General features: G+C 59.6%; 22 protein-coding genes and 2 pseudogenes. 11 read left to right on the top strand and 13 right to left on the bottom strand.

From position 1 onward, the window contains the following. Positions 1-4 precede the first annotated feature (4 nt). The gene (metR, locus tag HKK55_RS19485; protein WP_169356162.1) at positions 5-922 is read right to left on the bottom strand and encodes a transcriptional regulator MetR; all 918 of its coding nucleotides are present in this window, start codon (positions 920-922) and stop codon (positions 5-7) included. Between the two features lie 204 nt (positions 923-1,126). On the opposite strand from metR, the gene HKK55_RS19480 reads away from it, so the two are divergent. The 5 genes from HKK55_RS19480 to HKK55_RS19460 all read left to right on the top strand — a co-directional run bounded on the left by HKK55_RS19480 (position 1,127) and on the right by HKK55_RS19460 (position 4,770). Further along, on the top strand, positions 1,127-2,146 hold the full coding sequence (locus HKK55_RS19480; protein WP_169356161.1) for an alpha/beta fold hydrolase: 1,020 nt from the start codon (positions 1,127-1,129) through the stop codon (positions 2,144-2,146). Between the two features lie 61 nt (positions 2,147-2,207). Next, positions 2,208-2,861: a DsbA family oxidoreductase gene (locus tag HKK55_RS19475; protein WP_169356160.1), complete on the top strand. Its 654-nt coding sequence runs from the start codon at positions 2,208-2,210 to the stop codon at positions 2,859-2,861. A gap of 192 nt (positions 2,862-3,053) precedes the next feature. Next, positions 3,054-3,974: an arginase gene (locus tag HKK55_RS19470; RefSeq protein ID WP_169356159.1), complete on the top strand. Its 921-nt coding sequence runs from the start codon at positions 3,054-3,056 to the stop codon at positions 3,972-3,974. Beyond that, positions 3,971-4,351: a transporter gene (locus HKK55_RS19465; RefSeq protein ID WP_169356158.1), complete on the top strand. Its 381-nt coding sequence runs from the start codon at positions 3,971-3,973 to the stop codon at positions 4,349-4,351. The genes HKK55_RS19470 and HKK55_RS19465 overlap by 4 nt, the downstream gene beginning before the upstream one ends. Then, complete coding sequence (locus tag HKK55_RS19460) at positions 4,348-4,770, top strand: EamA family transporter (RefSeq protein ID WP_169356157.1); 423 nt, start codon at positions 4,348-4,350, stop codon at positions 4,768-4,770. The genes HKK55_RS19465 and HKK55_RS19460 overlap by 4 nt, the downstream gene beginning before the upstream one ends. 159 nt (positions 4,771-4,929) lie before the next feature. Here the strand turns inward: HKK55_RS19460 and HKK55_RS29325 are convergent. From HKK55_RS29325 to HKK55_RS19445, 4 genes and pseudogenes are all read right to left on the bottom strand, one after another. Then, positions 4,930-5,040, bottom strand: a pseudogene (locus tag HKK55_RS29325) (fatty acid desaturase); the annotation flags it as partial. Between the two features lie 202 nt (positions 5,041-5,242). Further along, a pseudogene (locus HKK55_RS29320) lies at positions 5,243-5,353 on the bottom strand (fatty acid desaturase); the annotation flags it as partial. A 201-nt stretch (positions 5,354-5,554) separates the two neighbouring features. After that, positions 5,555-6,421 carry a fatty acid desaturase gene (locus tag HKK55_RS19450; RefSeq protein WP_169356156.1) on the bottom strand — a complete coding sequence of 289 codons (867 nt, stop codon included), beginning with the start codon at positions 6,419-6,421 and terminating at the stop codon, positions 5,555-5,557. Between the two features lie 72 nt (positions 6,422-6,493). Further along, the gene (locus HKK55_RS19445; protein WP_169356155.1) at positions 6,494-7,264 is read right to left on the bottom strand and encodes a MipA/OmpV family protein; all 771 of its coding nucleotides are present in this window, start codon (positions 7,262-7,264) and stop codon (positions 6,494-6,496) included. Between the two features lie 229 nt (positions 7,265-7,493). Between HKK55_RS19445 and HKK55_RS19440 the strand changes: the two genes are divergently transcribed. Genes HKK55_RS19440 through HKK55_RS19415 form a run of 6 tightly spaced genes read left to right on the top strand, consistent with a single transcriptional unit; the run spans position 7,494 to position 14,753 of the window. Next, a complete protein-coding gene (locus HKK55_RS19440; protein ID WP_155581239.1) occupies positions 7,494-8,198 on the top strand; it encodes an MtnX-like HAD-IB family phosphatase in 705 nt (234 codons plus the stop codon). Beyond that, positions 8,191-9,585, top strand: a complete 1,395-nt coding sequence (locus HKK55_RS19435; RefSeq protein WP_169356154.1) for an aspartate aminotransferase family protein — start codon at positions 8,191-8,193, stop codon at positions 9,583-9,585. The genes HKK55_RS19440 and HKK55_RS19435 overlap by 8 nt, the downstream gene beginning before the upstream one ends. Then, complete coding sequence (locus HKK55_RS19430; protein ID WP_169356153.1) at positions 9,582-10,454, top strand: carboxylesterase; 873 nt, start codon at positions 9,582-9,584, stop codon at positions 10,452-10,454. Before HKK55_RS19435 ends, HKK55_RS19430 begins: the two co-directional genes overlap by 4 nt. A 9-nt stretch (positions 10,455-10,463) precedes the next feature. Then, positions 10,464-11,588: a GNAT family N-acetyltransferase gene (locus HKK55_RS19425; RefSeq protein ID WP_169356152.1), complete on the top strand. Its 1,125-nt coding sequence runs from the start codon at positions 10,464-10,466 to the stop codon at positions 11,586-11,588. Next, complete coding sequence (locus tag HKK55_RS19420) at positions 11,588-13,366, top strand: HAMP domain-containing sensor histidine kinase (RefSeq protein WP_169356151.1); 1,779 nt, start codon at positions 11,588-11,590, stop codon at positions 13,364-13,366. The genes HKK55_RS19425 and HKK55_RS19420 overlap by 1 nt, the downstream gene beginning before the upstream one ends. Continuing rightward, positions 13,356-14,753: a sigma-54 dependent transcriptional regulator gene (locus tag HKK55_RS19415; RefSeq protein WP_155581242.1), complete on the top strand. Its 1,398-nt coding sequence runs from the start codon at positions 13,356-13,358 to the stop codon at positions 14,751-14,753. The genes HKK55_RS19420 and HKK55_RS19415 overlap by 11 nt, the downstream gene beginning before the upstream one ends. Positions 14,754-14,906: 153 nt before the next feature. On the opposite strand, the gene HKK55_RS19410 is transcribed toward HKK55_RS19415, so the two are convergent. The 8 genes from HKK55_RS19410 to glpD all read right to left on the bottom strand — a co-directional run bounded on the left by HKK55_RS19410 (position 14,907) and on the right by glpD (position 23,813). Continuing rightward, positions 14,907-15,236: a GlpM family protein gene (locus tag HKK55_RS19410; protein WP_178128887.1), complete on the bottom strand. Its 330-nt coding sequence runs from the start codon at positions 15,234-15,236 to the stop codon at positions 14,907-14,909. A gap of 18 nt (positions 15,237-15,254) precedes the next feature. Next, positions 15,255-16,595: a sigma-54 dependent transcriptional regulator gene (locus tag HKK55_RS19405; RefSeq protein ID WP_169356149.1), complete on the bottom strand. Its 1,341-nt coding sequence runs from the start codon at positions 16,593-16,595 to the stop codon at positions 15,255-15,257. Next, a complete protein-coding gene (locus tag HKK55_RS19400) occupies positions 16,592-18,493 on the bottom strand; it encodes an ATP-binding protein (protein ID WP_169356148.1) in 1,902 nt (633 codons plus the stop codon). The genes HKK55_RS19405 and HKK55_RS19400 overlap by 4 nt, the downstream gene beginning before the upstream one ends. Before the next feature lie 192 nt (positions 18,494-18,685). Then, positions 18,686-19,420: an amino acid ABC transporter ATP-binding protein gene (locus HKK55_RS19395; protein WP_010170183.1), complete on the bottom strand. Its 735-nt coding sequence runs from the start codon at positions 19,418-19,420 to the stop codon at positions 18,686-18,688. Then, positions 19,417-20,088, bottom strand: coding sequence for an amino acid ABC transporter permease (locus HKK55_RS19390; protein ID WP_169356147.1), 672 nt, complete (start codon positions 20,086-20,088; stop codon positions 19,417-19,419). The genes HKK55_RS19395 and HKK55_RS19390 overlap by 4 nt, the downstream gene beginning before the upstream one ends. Next, positions 20,088-20,834 (bottom strand): amino acid ABC transporter permease, encoded by a 747-nt coding sequence (locus HKK55_RS19385; protein WP_169356146.1) that lies wholly within the window; start codon positions 20,832-20,834, stop codon positions 20,088-20,090. The genes HKK55_RS19390 and HKK55_RS19385 overlap by 1 nt, the downstream gene beginning before the upstream one ends. A 195-nt stretch (positions 20,835-21,029) precedes the next feature. Then, the gene (locus HKK55_RS19380; RefSeq protein WP_169356145.1) at positions 21,030-21,956 is read right to left on the bottom strand and encodes a glutamate/aspartate ABC transporter substrate-binding protein; all 927 of its coding nucleotides are present in this window, start codon (positions 21,954-21,956) and stop codon (positions 21,030-21,032) included. Between the two features lie 318 nt (positions 21,957-22,274). Beyond that, positions 22,275-23,813, bottom strand: coding sequence for a glycerol-3-phosphate dehydrogenase (gene glpD, locus HKK55_RS19375; protein WP_169356144.1), 1,539 nt, complete (start codon positions 23,811-23,813; stop codon positions 22,275-22,277). Positions 23,814-24,023 lie beyond the last annotated feature (210 nt).

Here is a 24,023-nt window from a genome sequence, read left to right as displayed (position 1 = left end):
CCGTCTAGCGAACGGCGCTGACGCCGTCCAATGTTGAAAACGACGTGTCCTTGGCCGTCAGCAAGAAGTCGCGCATGTACGGCGCGTCCAGCATATCGGCGCGAATCCCCGCATACAGCGTGGCAAACAGGCCTTTCTCTCCCAGCCGCTTGGCCTTCACATAACCCCGCGAGCTGTATTCATGCAGCGCCCAATGTGGCATGCCACAAACGCCACGGCCGCTGGCTACCAACTGCATCATCATCACCGTCAGTTCCGAGGTGCGTACCTGGGCGGGCTCTACGTCGGCCGGCTCCAGGAAGCGGGTGAAGATGTCCAGGCGGTCGCGCTCCACGGGGTAGATGATCAAGGTTTCGTTGAGCAAGTCGTCGGGCACGATATAGGGCTTGTTTGCCAGCGGGTGCTGGTTGGCCACCGCCAGCATCGCTTCGTAGGTGAACAGCGGTACGTAGGTGATGCCCGCCAGCTCCAGCGGATCGGAGGTCACCACCAGGTCCAGGTCGCCACGGGCCAGGGCCGGTAGCGGAGCGAAGGCAAACCCGGAGGCCAGGTCCAGTTCGACTTCCGGCCAGGCGTCACGGAATTGGTCGATGGTCGGCATCAGCCATTGGAAGCAACTGTGGCACTCGATGGCCATGTGCAGGCGCCCGGCCGTGCCTCCGGCCAGGCGTGCGATGTCCCGCTCGGCGCCGCGCAGCAAGGGCAGGGTGGCGTCCGCCAGTTGCAGCAGGCGCAGGCCGGCGCTGGTGAAGCGCAGGGGTTTGGTCTTGCGCACGAACAGCTGCATGCCCAGGCGCTCCTCAAGTTCCTTGAACTGGTGGGAGAGCGCGGACTGGGTCAGGTGCAGCCGTTCGGCGGCTTCCACCAGGCTGTCGGCTTCGCGCAAGGCGTGCAGGGTCTTGAGGTGACGAATTTCGAGCACGGGCACTCCATGAATATAATTTGTGATAAAGACGAATAGGGTGAGTTTGTCTCATGTTGTCGTCGGTGTCGACATTCGAGCCCTGCTTTAACCCCAATGACCGTTGGGCGCCCTTCATCAAACTGTCACGCAACTGTGGCAGCGCGCTTGAACAAACTTCATCAGACTCGCGCTCTACTGGGGTTCTGCGTTTCGGTGTTTTCCATGCGTGTAGTGTTATTTCTGGCCGCGCTGTTGTTCGGCCTGCCGTCCTTTGCGGCTTCTCGATGTGATGTCAATGTCCCGACCCAACGGGTCGACCTGCCACAAGTCAGCCTGGCTTACCAAAGTATTGGCCGTGCCTCGGACCCGGCGTTGCTGCTGGTGATGGGCCTGGGCGGGCAACTGATTCACTGGCCCGACGAAGTCGTGGTCGCCCTGTGTCAGCAAGGCTTTCGGGTGATTCGTTACGACAACCGTGATGTGGGCTTGTCTACCTGGCGCCAGGCGCCGGCCAGCGCCAATCTGACGTTTGAAGTGCTGCGCTACAAGTTAGGCTTGCCGGTGGCGGCGCCCTACACCCTGACCGACATGGCCGACGATGCCCTGGGGCTGATGGATGCGCTGCAAGTCCAGCAGTTCCACGTGCTGGGCGCCAGCATGGGCGGGATGATTGCCCAACACCTGGCGGCCATGGCGCCCCAGCGGGTAGAAAGCCTGACGCTGATCATGACCAGCTCCGGGGCTGAAGGCCTGCCGGCGCCGAGTGCGGCACTGGTGCAATTGTTGTCGCGGCGCAGCGCGCCCAATCGCGAAGTGGCATTGGAGCAACAGGCCGACCTGCTGGCGGCGCTGGGCAGCCCTGAGGTGAAGGACGATCGCCAGATGCTCCTGCATCAGGCGGCGCTGTCGTATGACCGTGCCTTTAACCCCGAAGGCGTGAAGCGCCAGATCATGGCGATCCTGGCCGAGCCCAGCCGGGTGCCGTTGCTCAATCAATTGCGAGTGCCGACCCTGGTGGTCCATGGCACCGCTGACCCGTTGCTGCCGGTGATGCATGGCGTGCACCTGGCGGCGCACATCCAGGGCAGCCAGTTACGGCTGATCCCGGGCCTGGCTCATCGATTCCAGGAGGCCTTCAAGGCGCCGTTGCTGGCGGCGGTGTTGCCGTACCTGCAAGCCCATCGGCAAGACACGGCGCATTGGGCACGAATTGATCCAGTGGAGCCGGCGAACCTTTTGTGAGGTAGGGGGCGGGTGTATGGTGCAACTTTTCCGGCGCGTTTTAGCCTGCGAGGTTGCCTAAATGAGTACTCCCCTGAAAATCGATTTCGTCAGCGACGTGTCCTGCCCCTGGTGCATCATCGGCCTGCGTGGCCTGACCGAGGCCCTGGACCAGTTGGGGCCTGAGGTGCAGGCCGAGATCCACTTCCAGCCCTTCGAGCTGAACCCCAACATGCCTGCCGAAGGGCAGAACATCACCGAGCACATCACTGAAAAGTACGGCTCCACTGCCGAACAGTCCCAGGCCAACCGGGCGATGATTCGCGACCGGGGTGCCGAAGTTGGCTTCGCTTTTCGCACCGATGGCCAAAGCCGTATCTACAACACCTTCGACGCCCACCGCCTGCTGCATTGGGCCGGGCTTGAGGGCTTGCAGTACAACCTCAAGGAGGCGCTGTTCAAGGCGTACTTCACCGATCAGCAGAATCCTTCCGATCACGCTACCCTGGCGACGATTGCTGAAAGTGTCGGCCTTGATCGCAAGCGTGCAGAAGAAATCCTGGCCTGCGATGAATACGCCGCCGATGTTCGCGAGCAAGAGCAGTTGTGGGTGTCCCGTGGCGTGAGCTCAGTGCCGACCATTGTCTTCAACGACCAGTACGCGGTCAGCGGCGGTCAGCCGCCGGAAGCTTTTGTCGGTGCGATTCGGCAAATCATCAGCGAAGCCAAGGCCTGAGGATCCATGGAGATCAAAATGTGGGAGCGAGCAAGCCCGCTCCCACACTTTTTGATCTCCGGTGTTCTCCATAGCAGCGTTTGCTTCACCGCTGGCCCGTCCCTTGCATTCATCCCCTAAAGCCCATTCGGCCGGCGTTCATGAGTGATGAAGCCGGTGTCTGGAGGGGCGCTGCCAGGGGGAAATATTTCCTTGAACATTCTTGACCTCGACCACAGCCTCACGGCTCAGGATCCGATTGCCCGGCGTCTTGCCAGTGGCCTTGCCACGCGCATGGACTTGCTGGACCTGGGCCCGAAACTGCGCCTGTGGTCCACCGAAAAAACCTACAAGCGGTTTGCCGAACGTCTGGCCCAGCGGCCCCGGCCTACCGGCGCAAGGCCGGAAATCTTCTTCGTCGGGTCCGGTGATTACCATCACCTGACACCGGCCTTTCTCGCTGATCTCAAAGAACCCATCAGCCTGATTCACTTCGATAACCACCCCGACTGGGTCCGTTTTGCGCCTCGTCGCCACTGCGGCTCATGGGTCAACCGGGCGCTGAAAATGCCGGCCATCAAGCGCATCGTCACGCTCGGGCCGTGCAGCGATGATTTGCACAACCCACAACTGCGTGGCGGCAATCTCGGCGCCCTGAAACGCGGGGATTTGCAGCTATTTCCCTGGCAGCACCCGCCGTCGAAAGTCTGGGGCCGGGTCGGCGATGGCGCAGGCCACGAGCAACAGGAAGACCATCTGCATTGGCGCAACCTGGCTGAGCTGGACTGGGCTACGTTCCTGACGCAGATGATCGCCAGTCTGCCCACCGAGGCGATCTGGATCACCATCGACAAGGACGTGCTCGCCAGCGAAGACGCTGCCACCAACTGGGATCAAGGCGGCATGCGCCTGACCCATTTGCTGCAAGCCCTGCGGGCACTGGCGGCGAGCAAGCGGATCATCGGCATCGACGTGTGTGGCGAGTTTGCCCAGCCGGCCTTCAGTAATGCGCTCAAACGCTGGGAAGCCAAGTCTGACCAACCCCCCGCCGAACGCTGGAGTGATGAAGACTTGCTGCGCAATTCGGCGACCAACGAAGCGTTGATCAATCTGTTTGAGGAGCTGTTCCCGTGACCCTGACTGTGGTGCTGTTGGTGGCCTTTTCCATCGTGCTCGATGTGATCGGTCAACTGTGTTTCAAATTGGGCCTGGATCGCCTGCCGGAACTGGAGGGCGGTTTTCGCCTGAATGCATTCTGGGGGCAGGTGTTTAACGCACCCTTGCTGTGGGCGGGTATTGCCGCCTACGCCATTGAATTTTTTGTCTGGCTCGAAGCCTTGTCCCGCGCGCCATTGAGCCTGCTGTTTCCGGCAGCGGCGCTGGCGTATTGCGGCGTAGTGCTTGCCGGCAAGGTAGTACTCGGGGAAACCGTCAGCCGCCGACGCTGGTTGGGCACTTTCGTGATCACGGCCGGCGTCATGCTGGTGGCTATTTCAGGGACGCAAGCATGAACTCAGAGAATATTTCCATGAGCCCCGTTCGCCCCGAGGGCTGGCTGCACGGGCGCCTGGGTACCGTGGTGCTGTGGGCGTTGCTGATTTGTACCGAAAGTGCCGGGCAACTATTCACCAAAGTGGCCGGCGATCAACTGGGGCAGATGGACTTCACCCTGCAATGGTTGTGGGATGTGGCGAGAAACCCGGGAATCCTGGCGGCCATTGGCAGCTATATCGGCGCGTTTTTTGTGTGGATGCTGATTTTGCGCCGCAGTAGCCTGTCCCTGGCGTTTCCGCTGAGTTCGTTGGTGTTTGTGGTGGTGTTACTCGGTTCCTGGCTGGGCCTGGGTGAGCACATCAGCTTTCTACACTGGGTGGGCGTGGCGGTGATTATTGGCGGGATTGTGTTGTTGGCTGAGGGTGAAGAGAACTAACCACGACCCCTGTGGCGAGCGGGCTTGCCCGCGTTGGGCTGCGCAGCAGCCCTAAAACCTAATATCTAGCTCTATCTGAATGAATGCTGGGATCTTAATGGGGCTGCTTCGCAGCCCAACGCGGGCAAGCCCGCTCGCCACAATGGGAGCGGTTTCAGATCAGGGTTTACGGTGAGCCACCAAAAATCCCAGGCCATGGGACACCGGAATATCTTTCACCCCCGCCTCACGCTGCTGCTGAGCAATCTCGCGGTGAAACGCCTTCATTTTATCGGCGGGATTGCGTTGTTGGCTGAGGGTGAAGAGAACTAACCACGATCCCTGTGGCGAGCGGGCTTGCCCAGCGTTGGGCTGCGCAGCAGCCCTAAAACCTGATACCGAGCTCTATCTGAATGAATGCTGGGATCTTAATGGGGCTGCTTCGCAGCCCAACGCGGGCAAGCCCGCTCGCCACAATGGGAGCGGTTTCAGATCAGGGTTTACGGTGAGCCACCAAAAAACCCAGTCCATGGGACACCGGAATATCTTTCACCCCCGCCTCACGCTGCTGCTGGGCAATCTCGCGGTGAAACGCCTTCATTTTATCGGCGGGATTGTGTTGTTGGCTGAGGGTGAAGAGAACTAACCTCGATCCCTGTGGCGAGCGGGCTTGCCCGCGTTGGGCTGCGCAGCAGCCCTAAAACCTGATACCGAGCTCTATCTGAATGAATGCGGGGGGCTTAATGGGGCTGCTTCGCAGCCCAACGCGGGCAAGCCCGCTCGCCACAATGGGAGCGGTTTCAGATCAGGGTTTACGGTGAGCCACCAAAAATCCCAGGCCATGGGACACCGGAATATCTTTCACCCCCGCCTCACGCTGCTGCTGAGCAATCTCGCGGTGAAACGCCTTCATTTTCGTCCAATGCATCTTCGGCCGGTAGTGGTGCTCGGCGTGGTAGCCGTTGTTCATCCAGATCAGGTTGTACAGCACGCTGTAAGAACTCACACCCCAGGCAATCGGCAAGTCCGGGTTGCCGCCGAAGTGCTCGTAGTAGCCGTTGAGGGACGACAGGCATTGGCCCAAATACCAGAACGGCAACAGCCAGAGCACCGCCTGCCAGTTGTAAAACGCCAGGGCGATGTAGAACGCCACCGTCACGTAGATCTCCACTTTGACCCAGCGGGCATCCGCCGGGCGTTTGCGCTTCATTTCCTCATAGAACGGCTTGGGGTCGTCGCGGAAAAAGCTGAGGAACGTGTAGGCCCAAGGGTTTTCGGGCTGGCCGTCCTTGCCTCGCAAGTAGATCGACAGCGGGTCGATGGTTTGGCCGTTCGGCCCCGGCAGGTCGGAGTTGCCACGGTGATGGCGATTGTGGATATCACGGTAGAGCGTTTGCGAGAAACCGATGGTCACTGACAGCAGCAGATCGAACCCACGGTTCATCCAGGCCTGGGTGAAGTAGGCGTTGTGAATCTGGTTATGGGAAATGCTGTTGATGCTCCACGACAGGCTGACGGCATACACCAGTGCCAGGGGCACGATGGCCCACCAGGACAGGCTGTGGAAAGCCGTTACCAACCAGATGACAAAAGCGAAATGCGCCACGCCCAGCGCAATGGGAACCAGGTCCCACAGCGAATGGGCGAGCAGGCGATAAGCGGGGCGAGCCATGAATAACGTCCTGAGGAAATGAATTCCGGGGCGTCGTTGCAAAGCTCAGACCAATTTGTAAAAAGTTATGTATTAATCGAATTTGTAGCTGATGGCCGTCTGTACCTGGCCCTGGTTCACATCCCCGGTCTGCTTGACGATGCTGCTGTCTGCCGCCGAACCCACCAGGTGTACCCAACTGGCACTGGTCAGCAGCGACCAGTTGGGCGCGAGGGGAAACTCGAAGCTCTGGGTCAATGTCAGGTTCTGGAAGCCGCCGCTGGCGTTGTAGGGGCGAAAGCCGGAAGCCGCGGATTCGTTAGCGTCGACGCCAAAATAGGTCTGGGCCTGGCGCCCATCGGCAAAGTGCGCCATCAGGCTGCTGCTGCCGATGATCCCGCCACCCAGGGGGTAACCCAGTTCGCCGCCGACCTTGCCCAGCACGCCACTTTGATCATGACCACCGCCGACGGCCCGACCCACTTGGGCGTAGACCCGCCAAAAGTCGGCGGGCGCGTATTGGATAAAGCCGCCGATCTCGGCCATGTTCGACACGTTGCGCAAGCCCCGCAGCGAACCGTTGGCGGTGCGTCCCGGCAGGTAATTGATGTAGGGGCCGGCGCTGAGACCGTTGGTGTTGAGGGCGCTCCAGGTCAAGCCGTCGTCGGTACCAAGACTGACATCTCCCCAATCCAGGTCGAAATACGGAACAGGCACGGTTTCATAACGGCTGCCGGTGGGATCGTGGGGCTGATAACTGATACCCAGGCCTGCTTCACCGGTAATCCCGTCCGCCATTGCGGTGCCTGAAAAGCCCCACAGGCCAAGCAGGCCGGCGAATACAGCAGAGGTAACCCTGAACATGGAACGTTTTCCTTATCTGAACATGCGCGCATGAACGCGCGAAGGGCGCTACCTGTGCAAGCACTCATCTTGTTTGTAGCAAGCTACAAAAATTGTAGCTGTTTACGACACATTCAAAAGAAAAAGCCCCGCGAGCCCCGTGTTATCAGGTGTTGGCGCACTTGGCACACTCCATGCTCTATCCCTCTGCAAGCGCAACAGCGCGTTCCTACCCAATAGGTAAATGCAGATGATCCACTGGCATATCGTGTGTGACTTCGACGGGACCATCACCCCTACCGATGTCATCGACAACGTCCTCCAACGTTTCGCCGGCCCCGAGTGGGAAACCATCGAACAGGAATGGCTGGATGGGCATATCGGCTCCCGCGAATGCCTGAGCCGCCAATTGGCCCTGATCAAGGCGACCCCGGCCGAATTGCTGGCGTACTTCGACAGCGTCGAAATCGATCCCGACTTCCCGGACTTCGTCGATCACGTCATCGGCCTGGGTGCCTCCATCGAAGTGGTCAGCGACGGTATCGAGCAAGGCATTGCGCGGATTCTGTCGCGCAACTACGTGACTTTGCTGCCGATCCTCGCCAACCGCCTGCGTCAGGTCGACCAGAACAGCTGGCGCATCGACTTCCCGTACTCCAGCGACGCCTGCCGTGCCGCGTCCGGTAACTGCAAGTGCAAATCCACCCCGCGCAACAAACGCGTGCTGGTGATCGGCGACGGCAAGTCAGACATGTGTGTGGCGTCCACTGCCGACTTCGTCTTCGCCAAAGGCAGCCTGGCCGAGTATTGCGAAACCAACAACATCCCTTACGCGCGCTTCGACACCTTTGCCGAAGTGCCTGCGCTGCTGGCCCAACTGCCTCAGGGCATGGCCGCCAACGCCACCTCTTTCAACACTTCTTCTGATAATCAGGAACTCTTCCACCATGTCTGATATCCGCATCGCTACCGCAGAAGACCAGGTTCTTCTGGATAAAGAAGCCAAGTACTGCTCCTACGGCGATACCGTTCACTACATCGACCCTCCGCGCATTTTCAGCCGTTGCGAAGGCTCCTATGTATGGGACACCGAAGACCAGGCTTACCTCGACCTGCAAATGTGGTACTCGGCCGTTAACTTCGGTTACGCCAACCCGCGCCTGAACAACGCGCTGAAACAGCAGATCGATACCCTGCCGCAAATCGCCAGCCAGTACCTGCACAAAGGCAAGATCGAGCTTTCGGAAATGATCGCAGTCGATGCCAAGAACAAGTTCGGCCTCGACGGTCGCGTGCACTTCAACGTCGGCGGTTCGCAGTCCATCGAAGACTCCCTGAAAGTGGTGCGTAACGCTTCCAACGGCAAGAGCCTGATGTTCGCCTTCGAAGGCGGCTACCACGGTCGTACCCTCGGCGCGTCGTCGATCACTTCCAGCTTCCGTTATCGTCGCCGCTACGGCCACTTTGGCGAGCGTGCCAACTTCATCCCGTTCCCGTACCACTTCCGTGGCCCGAAAGGCATGACCAAGGAAGAATACGGCAGCCACTGCGTGCAGCAGTTCGCTCGTTTGTTCGAGACTGAATACAACGGCGTGTGGGACCCAAAAACCAATCAGTGTGAATACGCAGCCTTCTACGTCGAGCCGATCCAGGGCACCGGCGGCTACGTGATCCCGCCGATGAACTTCTATAGCGAGCTCAAGCACGTCCTCGACCAGCACGGCATCCTGATGGTTTGCGACGAAATCCAGATGGGCTTCTGGCGTACCGGCAAGCTGTGGTCGATCGAACACTTCGACGTCAAACCTGACGTGATCGTTTTCGGTAAGGCACTGACTAACGGCCTGAACCCGCTGGGCGGTATCTGGGCCCGTGAAGAGCTGATCAACCCGAAGATCTTCCCACCAGGTTCCACCCACTCCACCTTCGCATCGAACCCACTGGGTACTGCGGTAGGCCTGGAAATGTTCAAGATGACCAGCGAAGTTGACTACGGCGCGATGGTCATGGCCAAGGGCAAATACTTCCTGTCCGGCCTGCAAGAGCTGCAAAAGCGCTTCCCGATTATCGGCGACGTCGACGGCCTGGGCCTAGCGCTGCGTTGCGAAATCTGCACCGCCGACGGCTTCACTCCGGACAAGGCCACCCTGGACTATATGGTCGAGGAAGGCATGAAGGGCGACATGGTGGTTGACGGGCAGAAACTGGGCCTGATCCTCGACGTGGGCGGCTACTACAAGAACGTGATCACCCTGGCACCGTCGCTGGAAATCAGCTACCCGGAAATCGACCTGGGTCTGAAGCTGCTCGAACAACTGCTGGTGCGGGCGACCAAGCGGTGAACCAGCACGGGATCGACCTCGGTGAAGGTGATGCCGGCTTCGTTCTCGGCGAAGGTCCGGTCGGGATCCTGTTGATCCACGGCCTGACCGGCACCCCGACGGAACTCCGTCGGGTGGCCCAGGGCCTGGCCAAAGTGGGTAATTGCACGGTGTACGTGCCGACCTTGGCCGGGCACTGCGGGGACAACAGCGACCTGCAAGCCACCGGCTGGCTGGACTGGTACGAAGGTGTGCGCAAAACGTTCGTCGGCGTGCAGCAACGGCATGAGCAAGTGTTTGTCGGTGGTTTATCCATGGGCGCGGTCATGTCGATGTACCTGGCTTCGGAGTTTCCGGGTCAGGTCACCGGCCTGCTGATGTACTCCACGACGTTGAAGTACGACGGCTGGAACATCCACAAGTTGGCGTTCCTGACGCCATTGCTGATGAAGATTCCATTCGGCGTGCACATCTGTGTCTTCGAGGAGAAGCCCCCCTACGGCATCAAGAACGAGCGCCTGCGCGCGATCGTCGAGCGGCAGATGAAGGAAGGGGAGAGCAGCCAGGCCGGTTTGTTGACCATGGAGGGCGTGACGGTGCGCGAGTTGCACCGCATGAACGCCGTGGTCAAGAAGCGCATGCCGTCGATCAAGACCCCTGCGCTGGTGCTGCATTCCATCGAGGACGACATCACCAGCCGCTGGAACGCCGATTACGTGGAACGCCATCTCGGCGGCCAGGTGACCAAGGTCCTGTTGGACAACTGCTACCACATGATCACCGTCGACCTGCAATACCGTCGGGTGATCGAGTTGAGCGCCGACTTTATCCAACAACATGCCCAGGCCATCGAGGCCCCTGAAGATTATCGACAGCAAGCCCTGGCTTAAGGAAGAGACGTGATTACCGCCCAAGCCTTTTCGACCATTGGTGCTATCGAGCGCAGTGCCTGGAACGACTGCTTTCCTGGTGCCCTGGAGGATTGGGACTATTACGTGGCCGTGGAAAAAGCGGCCATCGATGATTTTCAGTGGCGTTATCTGGCGGTGTTCGAGGGTGAAACGCTGGTGGCAGTTGCCCCGGCGTTTATCACCCATTACCGCCTCGACACCACTGTGTCGGGTATCGGCAAGCGCTTTACCGAGCGCCTGGAGCGACTGTGGCCGGGTGTTTTGCAATTGGGCCTGTACGCCATTGGTTCGCCGGTGGCCGAGCAGTGCGACGCGGGTACTGCCAGCCATATTCCCGAGTCCCGGCGTCAAGCGTTGCTTGAGCATTTGCTCCAGGCTGCGCGCCGGGATGCCGATGACTTCGGCATTGGCCTGTTGGCGGTGAAAGACGCGCCGACCAATGACGAACATTGGGCCAACAGTTGCCAGGCAGCGGGCTTTCAAAGCATGCCCAGCCTGCCATCGGCGCTGTTGCCCATCCCTTTTGGTTCAGTGGACGCCTACCTGGGTTCCCTGGGCAAATCCACCCGCAAGGACCTACGCCGCAAACTGCGGGCGCCAGGCCCGCGGGTGGAGTGGCGACGCACTATCGACGACGTGCTGCCAGAGATCATGCGGTTGTATGAAGCCACTCTGGAACGCGCCGACCTGCAATTCGAACGCCTGCCGAGCGGGTATTTCACCGGTATCCTCGAACAGTTGGGAGAGCGTGCGGTCTGTGTTCTTTACTGGGTGGACGAGCAATTGGTGGCCTTCAATCTGATCCTGCTGAACCAGGATCGGTTGATCGACAAATTCTTCGCCCATGACCTGGCCCGCAGCCGGGAGTACAACCTGTACTTTCGTAGTTGGCTGACCAACGTCGACTACTGTATTCAGAACAATATTGCGCGGTATGAGTGTGGTCAGGCCGGGTATGCCAGTAAGCTGCGCCTGGGCTGCAAGTTCGAGGGTAATAGTGTGTTTTTCCGCCATCGCAATTGGCTGCTCAACATGCTGCTTAAAGTCGTAAAAGTGTTTATTCGTCCGGATCGATCCGACCCCGCCATGGCTGCTGCGATAAGCGAAACCTGATGATCACCAAGACCCGCCAAAAAGCCCGCCCCTTTGCCATTTCGCGTTGGAGCGTCCAGCGTAAGCTGGTCCTGGCGTTCTGGCTGGTCAGCGTCATTCCGACCATGATTGCCGCTGAGCTGGCGGCCACCACCCTGTCGCAGATTTTCGACAGCAACGTGCGTATCTGGCTGCAAGAGTCGACCAAGATCGTCAAGGATGAGATCAGTGAAACCCTTCACGACAACGCCCGTGCGGCGCAGTTGTTCCTGCGCTATACCCGTCCGCCCACGTCTCGCAGTTCGGCCAAGCACGACAAGTTGACGGCCGATATCGCCGATGCCATGGGCATCGATATGGTTGCGCTGATTCGCAAAAGCGACCACAAGGTGGCGTTCAGCACCGTGGCTGACAGCATTGTCGGGCAGATCAGCACGTCGTCCAACGCGGTCCTGCAGACTATCCAAATCAGTGGCGTGTCCACCGGTGCAGTGGTCTCGACGTTCGAGACCACTGAAGAGGGCGTTGATTACATGCTGGTCATCGCGACCTTCCTGGATAACAGCTTCCTCACCAGCGTGGCCGATGTGCACTCCCTGGACTTGCGCCTGTACCTGGCCAACCCTACTGGCTTCTCGGAGATTTTTGCCACCCAGCGTTTCGAGGACCACCCCAGCAAGGTGCCAAGCCAGGTCGAAGCCATGATGCGCTCGACCAAGCAGCCGAGTGAGCAGTTCACCAGTCGCTACAGCGGTTTGTACTGGCCGATATTCAATGATTCCGGTGAGTTGCAAGGGGTGATCTTCAGCGGCTTGCTGCGTCACTCCAGCCTGGTGGGCCTGGTCAACCAGAGCAACCTGTTCGTGCTGATCTTTCTGGTCAGTTCGGCGCTGTCGCTGAGTGCCGGCTGGTTAGTGTCCAAGCGCCTGACTCACCCGCTGCGCAACCTGTCTGAAGGGGTACGGGCGGTGATTTCAGGTGACTATCAACACCGGGTGCCGGTCAGCGGCGGTGATGAGCTGGCCGAGCTGAGCAGCACCTTTAACCACATGACCGAACGCCTGGGCGAATTGCATCACCTGGAAGCGCAGTTGCGCCGTCGCGACCGGCTGCATGCCCTGGGCGAAGTCGCGATGGGCCTGGCCCACGAAATTCGCAACCCGCTGGGCATCATCAAAACGGCCACCCAGTTGTTGCACCGCCGGGCCGATCTGCCGGAAACCGACAAGCGTCACTTGGAATACGTGATCAGCGAAGTCAGCCGAATCAATGACCTGATCACCGAGTTCCTTGACTTCGCCAAACCCAGTGCGCCGCTGCGTACCCTGCAACTGGCGCGGCCGTTGGTGGAGGAGATTCTCGGTTTCTGCGGCCCGGAGCTGTCCACCCACAACATCGATGCGAAAATCGACGACCGCGCGCCCGGTGCGACCATCTACGCGGATGCCAAGCAACTCAAACAGGCTTGCCTCAATTTGATTCTCAACGCCATCGATGCGATGCCAGACGGTGGTTGCCTGACCCTGGGTATCAGTACGGTGGGAGAAAACACCGTGATCAGCATTGCCGATACCGGTCAGGGTATTCCGGCAGACATGATCGAGCGCATCTTCACGCCGTTCGTCACCACCAAGGCTTCAGGCACTGGCCTGGGCCTGGCCAAAGTCTTCTCGATCATGGAGAGTCATGACGGCAGTATCGAATGTGCCAGCGAGAAAGATGCCGGCGCCACCTTCAGCCTGTACATTCCGGCTAACGGTGAAGACGACGGTTTTGATGAGGATGGTGATGACACATAACGTATTGGTGGTCGACGACGAGCCCAAGCTGTGTGACCTGCTGTCTTCGGCCTTGAGCCAGAGCGGCATCCAGGTGTTCACGGCGGGCAACGGCTTGCACGCGCTCAAGGTGCTGGAGCAGGAAGACATCGACCTGGTGATCAGCGACTGGCGTATGCCTGGCATGGATGGCCCGGCGCTGTTGGCGGAAATCAAAGTGCGTTACCCGCAGTTGCCGGTGATTGTCATGACGGCCTACAGCACCGTGAAAAACGCCGTGCAATCGATGCGTAACGGCGCTTATGACTACATCGCCAAGCCCTTCGACATCGATGAGCTGGACATCACCGTGGCCAAGGCATTGCAGTTTCGCGACATCATGCGCGACAACGCGCGGATGCGCGCCGAGCTGGACGAGCATGCCCAGTTCGACAGCCTGGTGGGCGATGGCCCGGCCTTTCGCCGGGTGTTGCAGGCGGTGGATTCGGTCCGCGACAGCAACGCGACCATCCTGTTGACAGGCGAAAGCGGCACCGGTAAGGAAATGGTCGCCCGGGCTATCCACAAACATGGCAACCGCGCCGACCGGCCTTTTGTGGCGGTCAACTGCGCAGCCATTCCCGAGGGTTTGCTGGAAAGCGAGATGTTTGGCCATCGCAAGGGTGCCTTTACCGGCGCCGTGGCGGATCGGGTCGGACGTTTCATGCAGGCCGACAAGGGCACGCTGTTCCTCGATGAAGTGGGCGATATGCCCCTGGCGTTGCAGGCGAAAATTCTGCGCGCTCTGCAGGAACGGGTGATCGAGCCGGTGGGTGATCCACGCGAGCGCAAGGTGGATGTGCGGGTGATCGCTGCCACCAACAAGAACTTGCTGGAGGCGGTGGCCAACAAGGAGTTCCGCGAGGACCTCTACTACCGTCTCAACGTCTTCCCGATCCCGTTGCCGGCCCTGCGTGAGCGCGTGGAAGATATCGCGCCGCTGGCCCGACACTTTGCCCAGACCTTGAGCGCCACCACCGGTAAACGCATCACCGGCTTCAGTCCGGAGGCGTTGCAGGCCATGGCGGCCTACGGCTGGCCGGGCAATATCCGTGAACTGCAGAACTGCGTTGAGCGGGCGACCATCGTGGCCGCCAGCGCAGTGATCGAAGACATTGATCTGCCGGCGTATCTGTTTGCTTCTCGCCCGGCAGACAGCAGCGTGGGAGCCGTTCTCAGCGAAGGGCCCGGCGTGCCTCAAGACCTGGATGCAGCATTGGCCGAGGTGGAGAAGGCGTACATCCTGGCGGCGTTGCAGGAGAGCAACGGCGTGCAGGCGGCGGCAGCCCAGAAGATCGGGATTTCCGAGCGCAGCTTCTGGTATCGGTTGAAGAAGTTGGGGATTCAGGTGGAAAAGATCATTCGCTGAATCTTGGCGACGATGATCTCCTGTGGGAGCTGTCGAGCTTTAGCGAGGCTGCGATGGGATCGCTGCGGTCTGACAGGTGCACCGAGGTGATCCCATCGCAGCCTCGCTAAAGCTCGACAGCTCCCACATTTTTGATTGGGGTGAGTCTGAACGTCAGGCGTGAATGCGCACCCACACGCTCACCAACACCGTAGCCGCCATCAACCACGCCACCGCCGCCACGGCCAGTGATGCCTCCAGCCGCATCCGGTCCACCATCACGTACAACGTTGTCAGGTACACAAAGTACGGAATGATCGACCACATCCCGAACACGATGGTGGTCTTCAAATCCTCCACCGACCGACCCTTGCCGACGATGTAATGGGCGATCAATGCAAAGGTCGGAAACAGCGGTACCAAGCCTGCGATGTAATAGTTTTTGGTCTTGGCCAGCGCCGCCAGGATCAGCACTACCCCCGCACCCAGCGCAGCCTTAAGCAATAAATCCACAATACGCTCCTAGTGACTCAAGCCGTACTTCTTGACCTTGTCGAACAGCGTGGTCTTGGCCATGCCCAGCTCCTGGCTGGCCTGGGTCAGGTTGCCACCGCTGCGCTGCAAGGCGTCGTTGAGCAGGTTGCGCTCGAAGGCTTCCACCGCTTCAGTGAAGGCCAAGCTGTTACTGCCGCTGCTGGCACCGCTTTTCTTGAAAGCCGGCAATCCCAGGGCAAAGCGCTCGGCGACGTTGCGCAGTTCGCGCACGTTGCCCGGCCAGTCGTGGCTCATCAGGTTGGACAGGGTTTGGTTGTCCAGGTCCGGTGCGGTGCGGTCAAAGCGCAGGGACGATTGTTGTAGAAAGTGTTCGAACAGTTGCAGGATATCTTCCCTGCGTTCGCGCAGGGGCGGCAGTTCCAGGGTTACCACGTTGAGGCGGTAATACAGGTCACTGCGAAATTGATTGGCGCGGCTCAGGTCATCGAGGTCGGACTTGGTGGCGGCGATCACCCGACAATCCACCGCCACGCTCTGGTTCGAACCCAGACGTTCCAGGGTGCGCTCCTGCAAGACCCGCAACAGCTTGATCTGCAGGTTCAGCGGCATGCTTTCCACTTCATCGAGGAACAGCGTGCCTTCGTGGGCGTGCTCGATCTTGCCGATCCGCCGCTTGCCGGCGCCGGTAAAGGCATTGGCTTCGTGGCCGAAAATTTCGCTTTCGAACAGATTCTCTGGCAGGCCACCGCAGTTCAAGGCCACGAACTGGTGGGAATGGCGGCGGCTGAAATCGTGCAGGCAACGGGCGACCAATTCCTTGCCGGTACCGGTTTCGCCTTCGATCAGCACGTTAGCTGAAGTGTCGGCGACGTTGGCAATCAACTCCCGCAGGTTCTGCATGGCGGGTGAGCGGCCGATGATCCGGCCTTCCAGGGAGTCGCGCTCGGCCAGTTGCCGACGCAACGACCAGACTTCCCGAGCCAGGCCGCGCTGCTCCAGGGCGCGGCGGGCGACGTCCACCAAGCGTTCGGGGGAGAAGGGCTTTTCCATGAAGTCATACGCGCCGTTGCGCATGGCGCCGACGGCCATGGAGATGTCTCCGTGGCCGGTGATCAGTACCACCGGCAAGCTTTTGTCCAACGCCTTGAGACGGGTCAGCAGTTCCAGCCCGTCGATGCCTGGCAGGCGAATATCGCTGATGACAATACCGGCAAAGTTTTCACCCACCCGGGTCAGGGCTTCTTCGGCGCTGCCTACGCCAACGCTGGGAATGTCTTCCAGGGCCAAGGCTTGCTGGCAGCCGAGCAGTACATGGGGGTCATCTTCGACGATCAGGACGGTCAGGTCGGTGTTGTGTTCGGTATTCATGTCGACTCGCCGGGATGAGGGCCTGCCAGGGGCAAGCTCAGGACAAAGGCTGTGCCACCGTTGACCGGGGGCTCGACGGCAAGCGTGCCGCCGGTGGCCGCCGCGAGGCTGGCCGACAGGGTGAGGCCAAGGCCCAGTCCCTGTTCGCCGGGTTTGGTGGTGAAAAAAGGTTCGAACAAATGTTTGCGGGTTTGCGCGTCAATACCATGCCCGTTGTCGCGTACTCGCAGGCGGTATTTACCATCGACGGTATCACCCTCCAGCCACAGCTCGGGAGCCGGTTGCGCCTGCATGGCGTCCAGGGCGTTGCCGATCAGGTTGACCAGGATTTGCTCCAGGCGGGTCTGGTCGATTTGCAATTGTGCGGGTGTGAAGTTGCGGTGCAAGGTCAGCGGCAAGCTGTCCAGGCGGCTGCCCAGGACCTGAAAGGCGGCGTCTACCGCCTTGCCCAGGCTCGCTTCGCCTTGGTCGTCACCGCGCCGGGCAAAGGAGCGCAGGCTGGCGGTGATACGGCCCATGCGGTCGATCAGTTCGTTGATGGTCTTGAGGTTGGTGCTGGCGGTGTCCAGGGCACCGCGCTCCAGGAAGCGCACGGTGTTGCCCGACAGCGTACGCAGGGCGGCCAAGGGTTGATTCAATTCATGGGCGATGCTGGTGGACATCTGGCCGATGGCGGCCAGCTTGCCGGCCTGGACGAGTTCATCCTGGGCTCGGCGCAAGGTTTCTTCGGCCTGGCGCCGTTCGCGGATCTGGCTCTTGAGCCGTTCGTTGCTGGCCCGCAGATCGGTGGTGCGCTCTGCGATCCGCCGCTCCAACTGGTTATTGGCCTCCTGCAAGGCTTCTCGTGCTGCGAGGCGGGTGGCGATGACCTTGCGCCGCTCATTCCAGGCGATCAACAGGAAGGCTACCAAGGCAAAGGCCACGGCTACCAGAATCCCCTGATTGACCGCTGCCCGGCGCAGGTCATTCAGGGGCGTGAGCAGGGTGAAGTTCCACGGTGTGTCGCTCAGGGGCCGGGTCTGGGCCAGGTAGCTGACTTCGTTGTCGTCGGCCACCACTTCGCTGTTGGCCGGGAAGGTCAGTTTTTCCGTGCCCTCGCTGAGGCGCTCGCGGGCCAGGGGTTCCAGCTCGTTGAGGGTTGCCCAGTAATATTGCAGGCTGCGGGCCAGGCGCTCCTTGGTGTCGTCACTCAAGGGGCGCACGGCCTTGAGGCGGCGCGCCGGGTCGCTGGACAGAATGATGATGCCGTTCTCGTCACTGACGAAGGCTTCCAGGCGCGCCCGTTGCCAGCGCTCTTCCAACGCTTCCAGGCGCACTTTTACCACCGCGACGCCGATGATCTTGCCGTGTTCTTCCAGGCCATGGGCCAGGTAGTAACCGGGTTCGCCGTTGGTGCTGCCGATGCCGTAGAACCGACCGGGTTGGCCGCGCACCGCATTCTGGAAATAGGCGCGAAAGGACAGGTCTTCCCCCAGGTAACTGTCGGCATCGCGCCAGTTACTGGTGGCCAGCACACGGCCGGTGGTGTCCATCACATAAATGGCCCGACTGCGGCTGCGCCGGTTCAGGCCTTCGAGGTAATCGTTGACTGTCTTGCGGTGTTCCGCAGACGGGTCGGCCAGCAACTTGGAGACGCTGGACTCCAGCTCCAGGAGACTGGGCAGGTAGGTGTATTTACTGATCTCACTCTCGACGGTACGGGCGTGCAGCTCCAGCTGACGTTCGCCGTTCTCGCTCAGGGTGCGGATTCCGTAGTATTCGCTGATCCAGAGGCCGATAAAACCCAGGCCGATCATCAGCAGGATGATCAGTGGCGGCAGGAACAATTGGCGAATCAGACGAGGCTTCACGGCAAGTGATGGCGGTGCGGCGCGATAGAGGGTGGGGTCGCATTTCATCACAGATGCCTTGGGTCAACCAGAGCTCAACCAAGCCGAACACGGTCTGCGAAACAGTGAAGATCAAATGTGGGAGCCGGGCTTGCCCGCGATGGCGGTATGTCAGGTGCCAGTAGATTGACTGGCAAATCGCTATCGCGGGCAAGCCCGCTCCCACATTTGTCCGGTTTCGGCAGTGAGAGCGGTGTGCTTTTAGTGCTGCAGGATTTTCTCAAGGAAGTGCTGCGCACGCTCGGAGCGGGCGCTGATGTCGCCGAAGAACTCCTCTTTCGGGCAGTCTTCGATGATCTTGCCAGCGTCCATGAAGATCACCCGGTCCGCGACCTTACGGGCAAAGCCCATCTCGTGGGTCACGCACATCATGGTCATGCCTTCGTGGGCCAGTTGCACCATCACGTCCAGCACTTCGTTGACCATTTCCGGGTCCAGAGCCGAAGTCGGTTCGTCGAACAACATGACGATCGGGTCCATCGCCAACGCACGGGCAATCGCCACACGCTGTTGCTGACCACCGGAAAGCTGGCCAGGATGCTTGTGGGCATGAGCCGACAGGCCGACACGCTCCAGCAGTTGCAGGCCTTTCTTGGTGGCTTCTTCCTTGCTGCGGCCCAACACCTTGATCTGCGCGATGGTCAGGTTTTCGGTGATGGTCAGGTGAGGGAACAGCTCAAAGTGCTGGAACACCATGCCGACGCGTGAGCGCAGTTTTGGCAGGTTGGTCTTCGGGTCGGCGATGGACGTGCCATCCACTACCACGTCACCTTTCTGGAACGGCTCCAGGGCGTTGACGCACTTGATCAAGGTGGATTTGCCGGAGCCGGACGGCCCGCATACCACGATCACTTCGCCTTTTTTAACCTCGGTGCTGCAATCGGTCAGCACTTGGAAGTCGCCATACCACTTGTTGATGTTCTTGATAGAGATCATACGGCAAACCTTTTTTGCAGACGCTTGACCAGCAGCGAGGCGGAAAAGCTGATGATGAAGTAGACGACACCGGCGAAGATCAGGAACTCATTGGAGCGGCCAATAATGTCGCCGTTGGAACGGGCGGAGTTGAGGAAGTCCACCAGGCCCACGGTGTATACCAGCGAGGTGTCCTGGAACAGGATGATCGACTGTTGCAGCAGCAACGGGGTCATCTTGCGGAACGCCTGGGGCAGGATGATCAGGCGCATGGTCTGGCTGTAGCTCATGCCCATGGCTTGTGCGGCGGCCATCTGGCCCTTGGAGATCGATTGCACGCCGGCCCGCACGATTTCGCAGAAGTACGCCGCCTCGAACATCATGAACGCCACGACGCAGGAGGTGAATGCACCGATCGGCGTATCTTCGCCTGTGATCCAGCGCAGTACGAATGGCACCGCCAGGTAGAACCAGGTGATCACCAGCAGCAGCGGGATCGAACGGAAATAGTTCACATAGGCGCCGGCCACGCGGGACAGCAGTTTATTGGACGACAGGCGCATCAACGCCAGGATCGTGCCGATGATGATCCCGCCAACCACGCCCATGACCATCAGCTTCAAGGTCATGACCATGCCATTCCACAAGCCGGGGATGGCGGGGATGATGCCGCTGAAATCGAATTCCATTATTTACCCCCCACGGAGATCAGGCCGGGCACTGCGACTTTCTTCTCGATCACACGCATCAGCAGCATCAGGCTCATGTTCAGGGTGAAGTAAATCAGCGTGGCCAGGGTGAAGGCCTCGAACAGGTTGGCGGAGAACTCGGCGGTCTGCTTGGTTTGCGCCAGCAGCTCCATCAAGCCGATCAGCGACGCCACGGAGGAGTTCTTGAAGACGTTGAGGAACTCGGAGGTAAGCGGCGGAATGATGATCCGGTAAGCCTGGGGCAGCAGCACGTTCCAGTAGATCTGCGGCAGCTTGAAGCCCATGGCGCGCGCAGCGGCTTCCTGGCCACGTGGCAGTGCCTGGATGCCGGTGCGTACTTGTTCGCAAACACGTGCGGCGGTGAACAGACCCAGGCACACGACAACGCTCAGGTAGGCCGAGGTGGTCGGGTTCAGGTCTTGTTTGTACCAGTCCTGCAGGTTCTGCGGCAGCATGTCGGGTATCAGGAAATACCAGATGAACAGCTGAACCAGCAGCGGTACGTTACGAAACAGTTCCACGTAGCAGGTCGCGATGCCCGATACGAGGCGGTTTGGCACGGTGCGCATGACGCCCAGTATTGAGCCCAGCAGCAAGGCGATGATCCATGCCACGACGGCGATGGCGATGGTCCAGCCCAAACCGGCGATGTACCAGTCGAGATAAGTCTCGCTGCCAACGCCGGTGGACTTGAAGAACACGCCCCAGTCCCAGTTGTAATTCATTAGGGTCTCCCCTCGAGATCGATCAATGTACAAGCACCCGCTTGGGGAAGATCCGTTCCCGCCTGACGGTGAACGCCAGGCACACACGATCGGCTCGAAAACCGCCAGGTCGAGTGTTCCAAAATTAAAGCCAGCAGGTAGTAACAGACGCCTGAGGGAGGGTTGGCTCCCTCAGGAGATAAGGTTAGTCAGAAATCAGATTTTTACGTCAGGCGCGGGCTTGTCGCTCGGATTGGCGATCAGCTCCTTGACCTTGTCGCTCATCGGGAAGTTCAGGTTCAGGCCTTTAGGTGGAATCGGGCTTTCGAACCACTTGCTGTAGATCTTGTTGATTTCGCCGGATTTGTACAGGCCGACGATGGCGTCATCCACGGCTTTCTTGAAGGCCGGATCGTCTTTGCGAACCATGCAAGCGTAAGCTTCAAAGGACTGTGGAGTACCGGTGATAACCCAGTCATCGGGCTTCTTGGCCTTGGCTTCTTCACCTGCCAGCAGGGCGTCGTCCATCATGAAGGCTACGGCGCGGCCGCTTTCCAGCATCTGGAAGGATTCGCCGTGGTCTTTGGCGGAGATGACATTCATGCCCATCTGCTTGTCGGCGTTCATCGCTTTGATGATGCGCTCGGACGTGGTGCCGGCGGTGGTCACGACGTTCTTGCCTTTCAGGTCAGCGAAATCGCTGTAGGACGGCTTGCCGTCCTTGTCTTTCTTGACCAGCAGGCGGGTGCCGATTTCGAACATGTTGACCGTGAAGTCCACCTGTTGGGCGCGTTCGGCGTTGTTGGTGGTGGAGCCGCACTCGACGTCCGCGGTGCCGTTCTGAATCAGCGGGATACGAGTTTGCGAGGTGACCAGGTTGTACTTGACCTTCAGGTCGGGTTTGTTCAGGTCTTTTTTCAGGGCTTCAACGATGGCCAGCTGAATGTCGTGGGAGTAGCCCACGGGTTTGCCCGAACCATCCGCGATATAGGAAAACGGAATGGAGCTGTCGCGGTGAGCGAGAGTGATAGTGCCGGAGTCGTTGATTTTCTTCAGCGTGCCGGTGAGTTCGGCGGCGAAAACTGGAGTGCTGATCAGAGCAGCAGCGATAGCTGCGCCCAAAATATGGGGAACGATGCGCATCAATACTTCCTCGACATTTGTTTTTTTTATGAAGCCGGTTAAGACGGCCCTTATTTGTACAGCGAATGCCTATGGCGGCTCCTGAGGCACCTCAGGCAATCGCACTACGAGTGTAGAGCATGAGTCGTGCCAGGCTTTAAATAAGTTATTAACTGTATGATTTATAACAATATTAACTTTATATGACTGAAGGCTTTCAAGGGCCTGATCCGGCAAACCGAATCAGCGATGGCATGGTGTTCGGAAAACCGACTATTTGAATGGCCATAAAAAAGCCCCTGAACCTTTCGGCGCAGGGGCTTTGTCGTGGCGGGTATGTCAGGCCGCTTCAATCTTGCTGCGGTTCTGTTCAACCTTGTCCAGGTAGTGCTGCACGTTTGCCTGCTCCTCCGGGGTGGTGAACAGCCCTAGCTTGCTGCGGCGCCACAGGATGTCCTCAGGGTGCATAGCCCACTCTTCGGCACACAGGTAGTCGACTTCCCGGGTGTAGAGGCCGCCACCGAGGTGATCGCCCATGTCCGCCAGCGACTGCACGCCTTCCAGCAGGCGCCAGGTGCGGCTGCCGTAGGTGGTGGACCAGCGTCGGGCGATCTCGCTCGGGACCCAGTCGAACTTGTTGCGAATCGCCGCGGCCAGGGCTTCTGGTGTGGTCATGTCTTCGCCGCCGGGCAATGGCGCCTTCGCGGTCCAGCTCGGCCGCATCTGTGTGAAGAACGGTGCCAGATAACCCATCGCTGACTCCGCCAGCTTGCGGTAGGTGGTCAGCTTGCCACCGAACACCGACAGCAGAGGCGCTTCGCCGGTGTTGCCGGACAGCGACAAGGTGTAATCGCGGGTGATGGCCGATGGGTTATCGGACTCGTCATTGCACAGCGGACGCACGCCGGAATAGGTACGGACGATATCGTCGCGGCTCAGCTGTTTTTTGAAGTGAGCGTTGACCACATTCAGCATGTAGTCGGTTTCGCCTTCGGTAATCGTTACTTTTGCCGGGTCGCCGGTGTACTCGCGGTCGGTGGTGCCGATGATGGTGAAGTGGTTCAGGTACGGAATGGTGAAGACGATGCGTTGGTCTTCGTTCTGCAGAATGTGCGCGTGGGCGCCTTCGTACAGTTTCGGCACGATCAGGTGGCTGCCCTGAATCAAGCGGATGCCGTACGGCGAGTCCAGCTTCAGGTCGTCCTTGATGAACTTGGCAACCCAAGGGCCGGCTGCGTTCACCAGCGCCTTGGCGCGGATCGAGAACAGGCTGCCATCAGCCCGTTCCATGTTCATTTCCCACAGGCCTTTGCTGCGGTGAGCGCTGACGCAACGGGTCTGGGTGTGGATATGGGCACCTTTTTCCCGTGCGGCCATGGCGTTGAGTACCACCAGGCGGGCGTCGTCGACCCAGCAATCGGAATATTCGAAACCTTTGGTGATTTCGCTTTTCAGCGGGCTGTCCGGACCGAACTTGAGGCTTTTCGAACCTTCGAGCTTTTCCCGCTTGCCCAGGTGGTCATACAGGAACAGGCCGGCACGAATCATCCACGCTGGGCGCAGGTGCGGGCGGTGCGGCAGGACAAAACGCATTTGCTTGACGATGTGCGGGGCCTTGGCCAGCAGTACTTCCCGTTCAGCCAGGGCTTCGCGCACCAGGCGGAATTCGTAATGTTCAAGGTAGCGCAGGCCGCCGTGGATCAGCTTGCTGCTGGCTGAGGAGGTGTGGCTGGCCAGGTCGTCCTTTTCGCAAAGGAATACCGACAAACCGCGACCGGCTGCGTCTGCTGCAATGCCGACGCCGTTGATCCCGCCGCCAATAACGGCGACGTCATAGACTTCGGCAAGCGGTGGAGCAGGCAAGGTAGAAGGGTTCATCGGCTGGCCTCGCAATCTTTTTCGTATTGGAATTCGAACATTAATGTTCATTTGCGAAAATGGTAGCCTATAAACGCGGGCACAGCCACCCGACTTCGATTGAAAATACTGATCGAAGGGCAGGAAAAGGAAAATTTGTGAACGTGAGTCGGGAGACCGACTCAAGAAATGTCTCGTGAGCTAATCCGCCATCGCGGGCAAGCCCGCGAT

The sequence above is a fragment of the Pseudomonas sp. ADAK18 genome, assembly GCF_012935695.1.
Classification (GTDB): Bacteria; Pseudomonadota; Gammaproteobacteria; order Pseudomonadales; family Pseudomonadaceae; genus Aquipseudomonas.
This window is presented reverse-complemented; position numbering and strand designations above follow the sequence as displayed.

What these genes read in the sequence shown, in the direction of transcription:
- HKK55_RS19460 (WP_169356157.1), top strand. Translation starts at nt 4,348, where the DNA reads ATGAACTCAGAGAATATTTCCATGAGCCCCGTTCGCCCCGAGGGCTGG.
- HKK55_RS19445 (WP_169356155.1), bottom strand. Translation starts at nt 7,264, where the DNA reads ATGTTCAGGGTTACCTCTGCTGTATTCGCCGGCCTGCTTGGCCTGTGG.
- HKK55_RS19385 (WP_169356146.1), bottom strand. Translation starts at nt 20,834, where the DNA reads ATGAATTACAACTGGGACTGGGGCGTGTTCTTCAAGTCCACCGGCGTT.
- HKK55_RS19380 (WP_169356145.1), bottom strand. Translation starts at nt 21,956, where the DNA reads ATGCGCATCGTTCCCCATATTTTGGGCGCAGCTATCGCTGCTGCTCTG.
- HKK55_RS19475 (WP_169356160.1), top strand. Translation starts at nt 2,208, where the DNA reads ATGAGTACTCCCCTGAAAATCGATTTCGTCAGCGACGTGTCCTGCCCC.
- HKK55_RS19390 (WP_169356147.1), bottom strand. Translation starts at nt 20,088, where the DNA reads ATGGAATTCGATTTCAGCGGCATCATCCCCGCCATCCCCGGCTTGTGG.
- HKK55_RS19435 (WP_169356154.1), top strand. Translation starts at nt 8,191, where the DNA reads ATGTCTGATATCCGCATCGCTACCGCAGAAGACCAGGTTCTTCTGGAT.
- HKK55_RS19440 (WP_155581239.1), top strand. Translation starts at nt 7,494, where the DNA reads ATGATCCACTGGCATATCGTGTGTGACTTCGACGGGACCATCACCCCT.
- HKK55_RS19405 (WP_169356149.1), bottom strand. Translation starts at nt 16,595, where the DNA reads ATGAATACCGAACACAACACCGACCTGACCGTCCTGATCGTCGAAGAT.
- HKK55_RS19480 (WP_169356161.1), top strand. Translation starts at nt 1,127, where the DNA reads ATGCGTGTAGTGTTATTTCTGGCCGCGCTGTTGTTCGGCCTGCCGTCC.
- glpD (WP_169356144.1), bottom strand. Translation starts at nt 23,813, where the DNA reads ATGAACCCTTCTACCTTGCCTGCTCCACCGCTTGCCGAAGTCTATGAC.
- HKK55_RS19395 (WP_010170183.1), bottom strand. Translation starts at nt 19,420, where the DNA reads ATGATCTCTATCAAGAACATCAACAAGTGGTATGGCGACTTCCAAGTG.
- HKK55_RS19400 (WP_169356148.1), bottom strand. Translation starts at nt 18,493, where the DNA reads ATGAAATGCGACCCCACCCTCTATCGCGCCGCACCGCCATCACTTGCC.
- HKK55_RS19450 (WP_169356156.1), bottom strand. Translation starts at nt 6,421, where the DNA reads ATGGCTCGCCCCGCTTATCGCCTGCTCGCCCATTCGCTGTGGGACCTG.
- HKK55_RS19415 (WP_155581242.1), top strand. Translation starts at nt 13,356, where the DNA reads ATGACACATAACGTATTGGTGGTCGACGACGAGCCCAAGCTGTGTGAC.
- HKK55_RS19420 (WP_169356151.1), top strand. Translation starts at nt 11,588, where the DNA reads ATGATCACCAAGACCCGCCAAAAAGCCCGCCCCTTTGCCATTTCGCGT.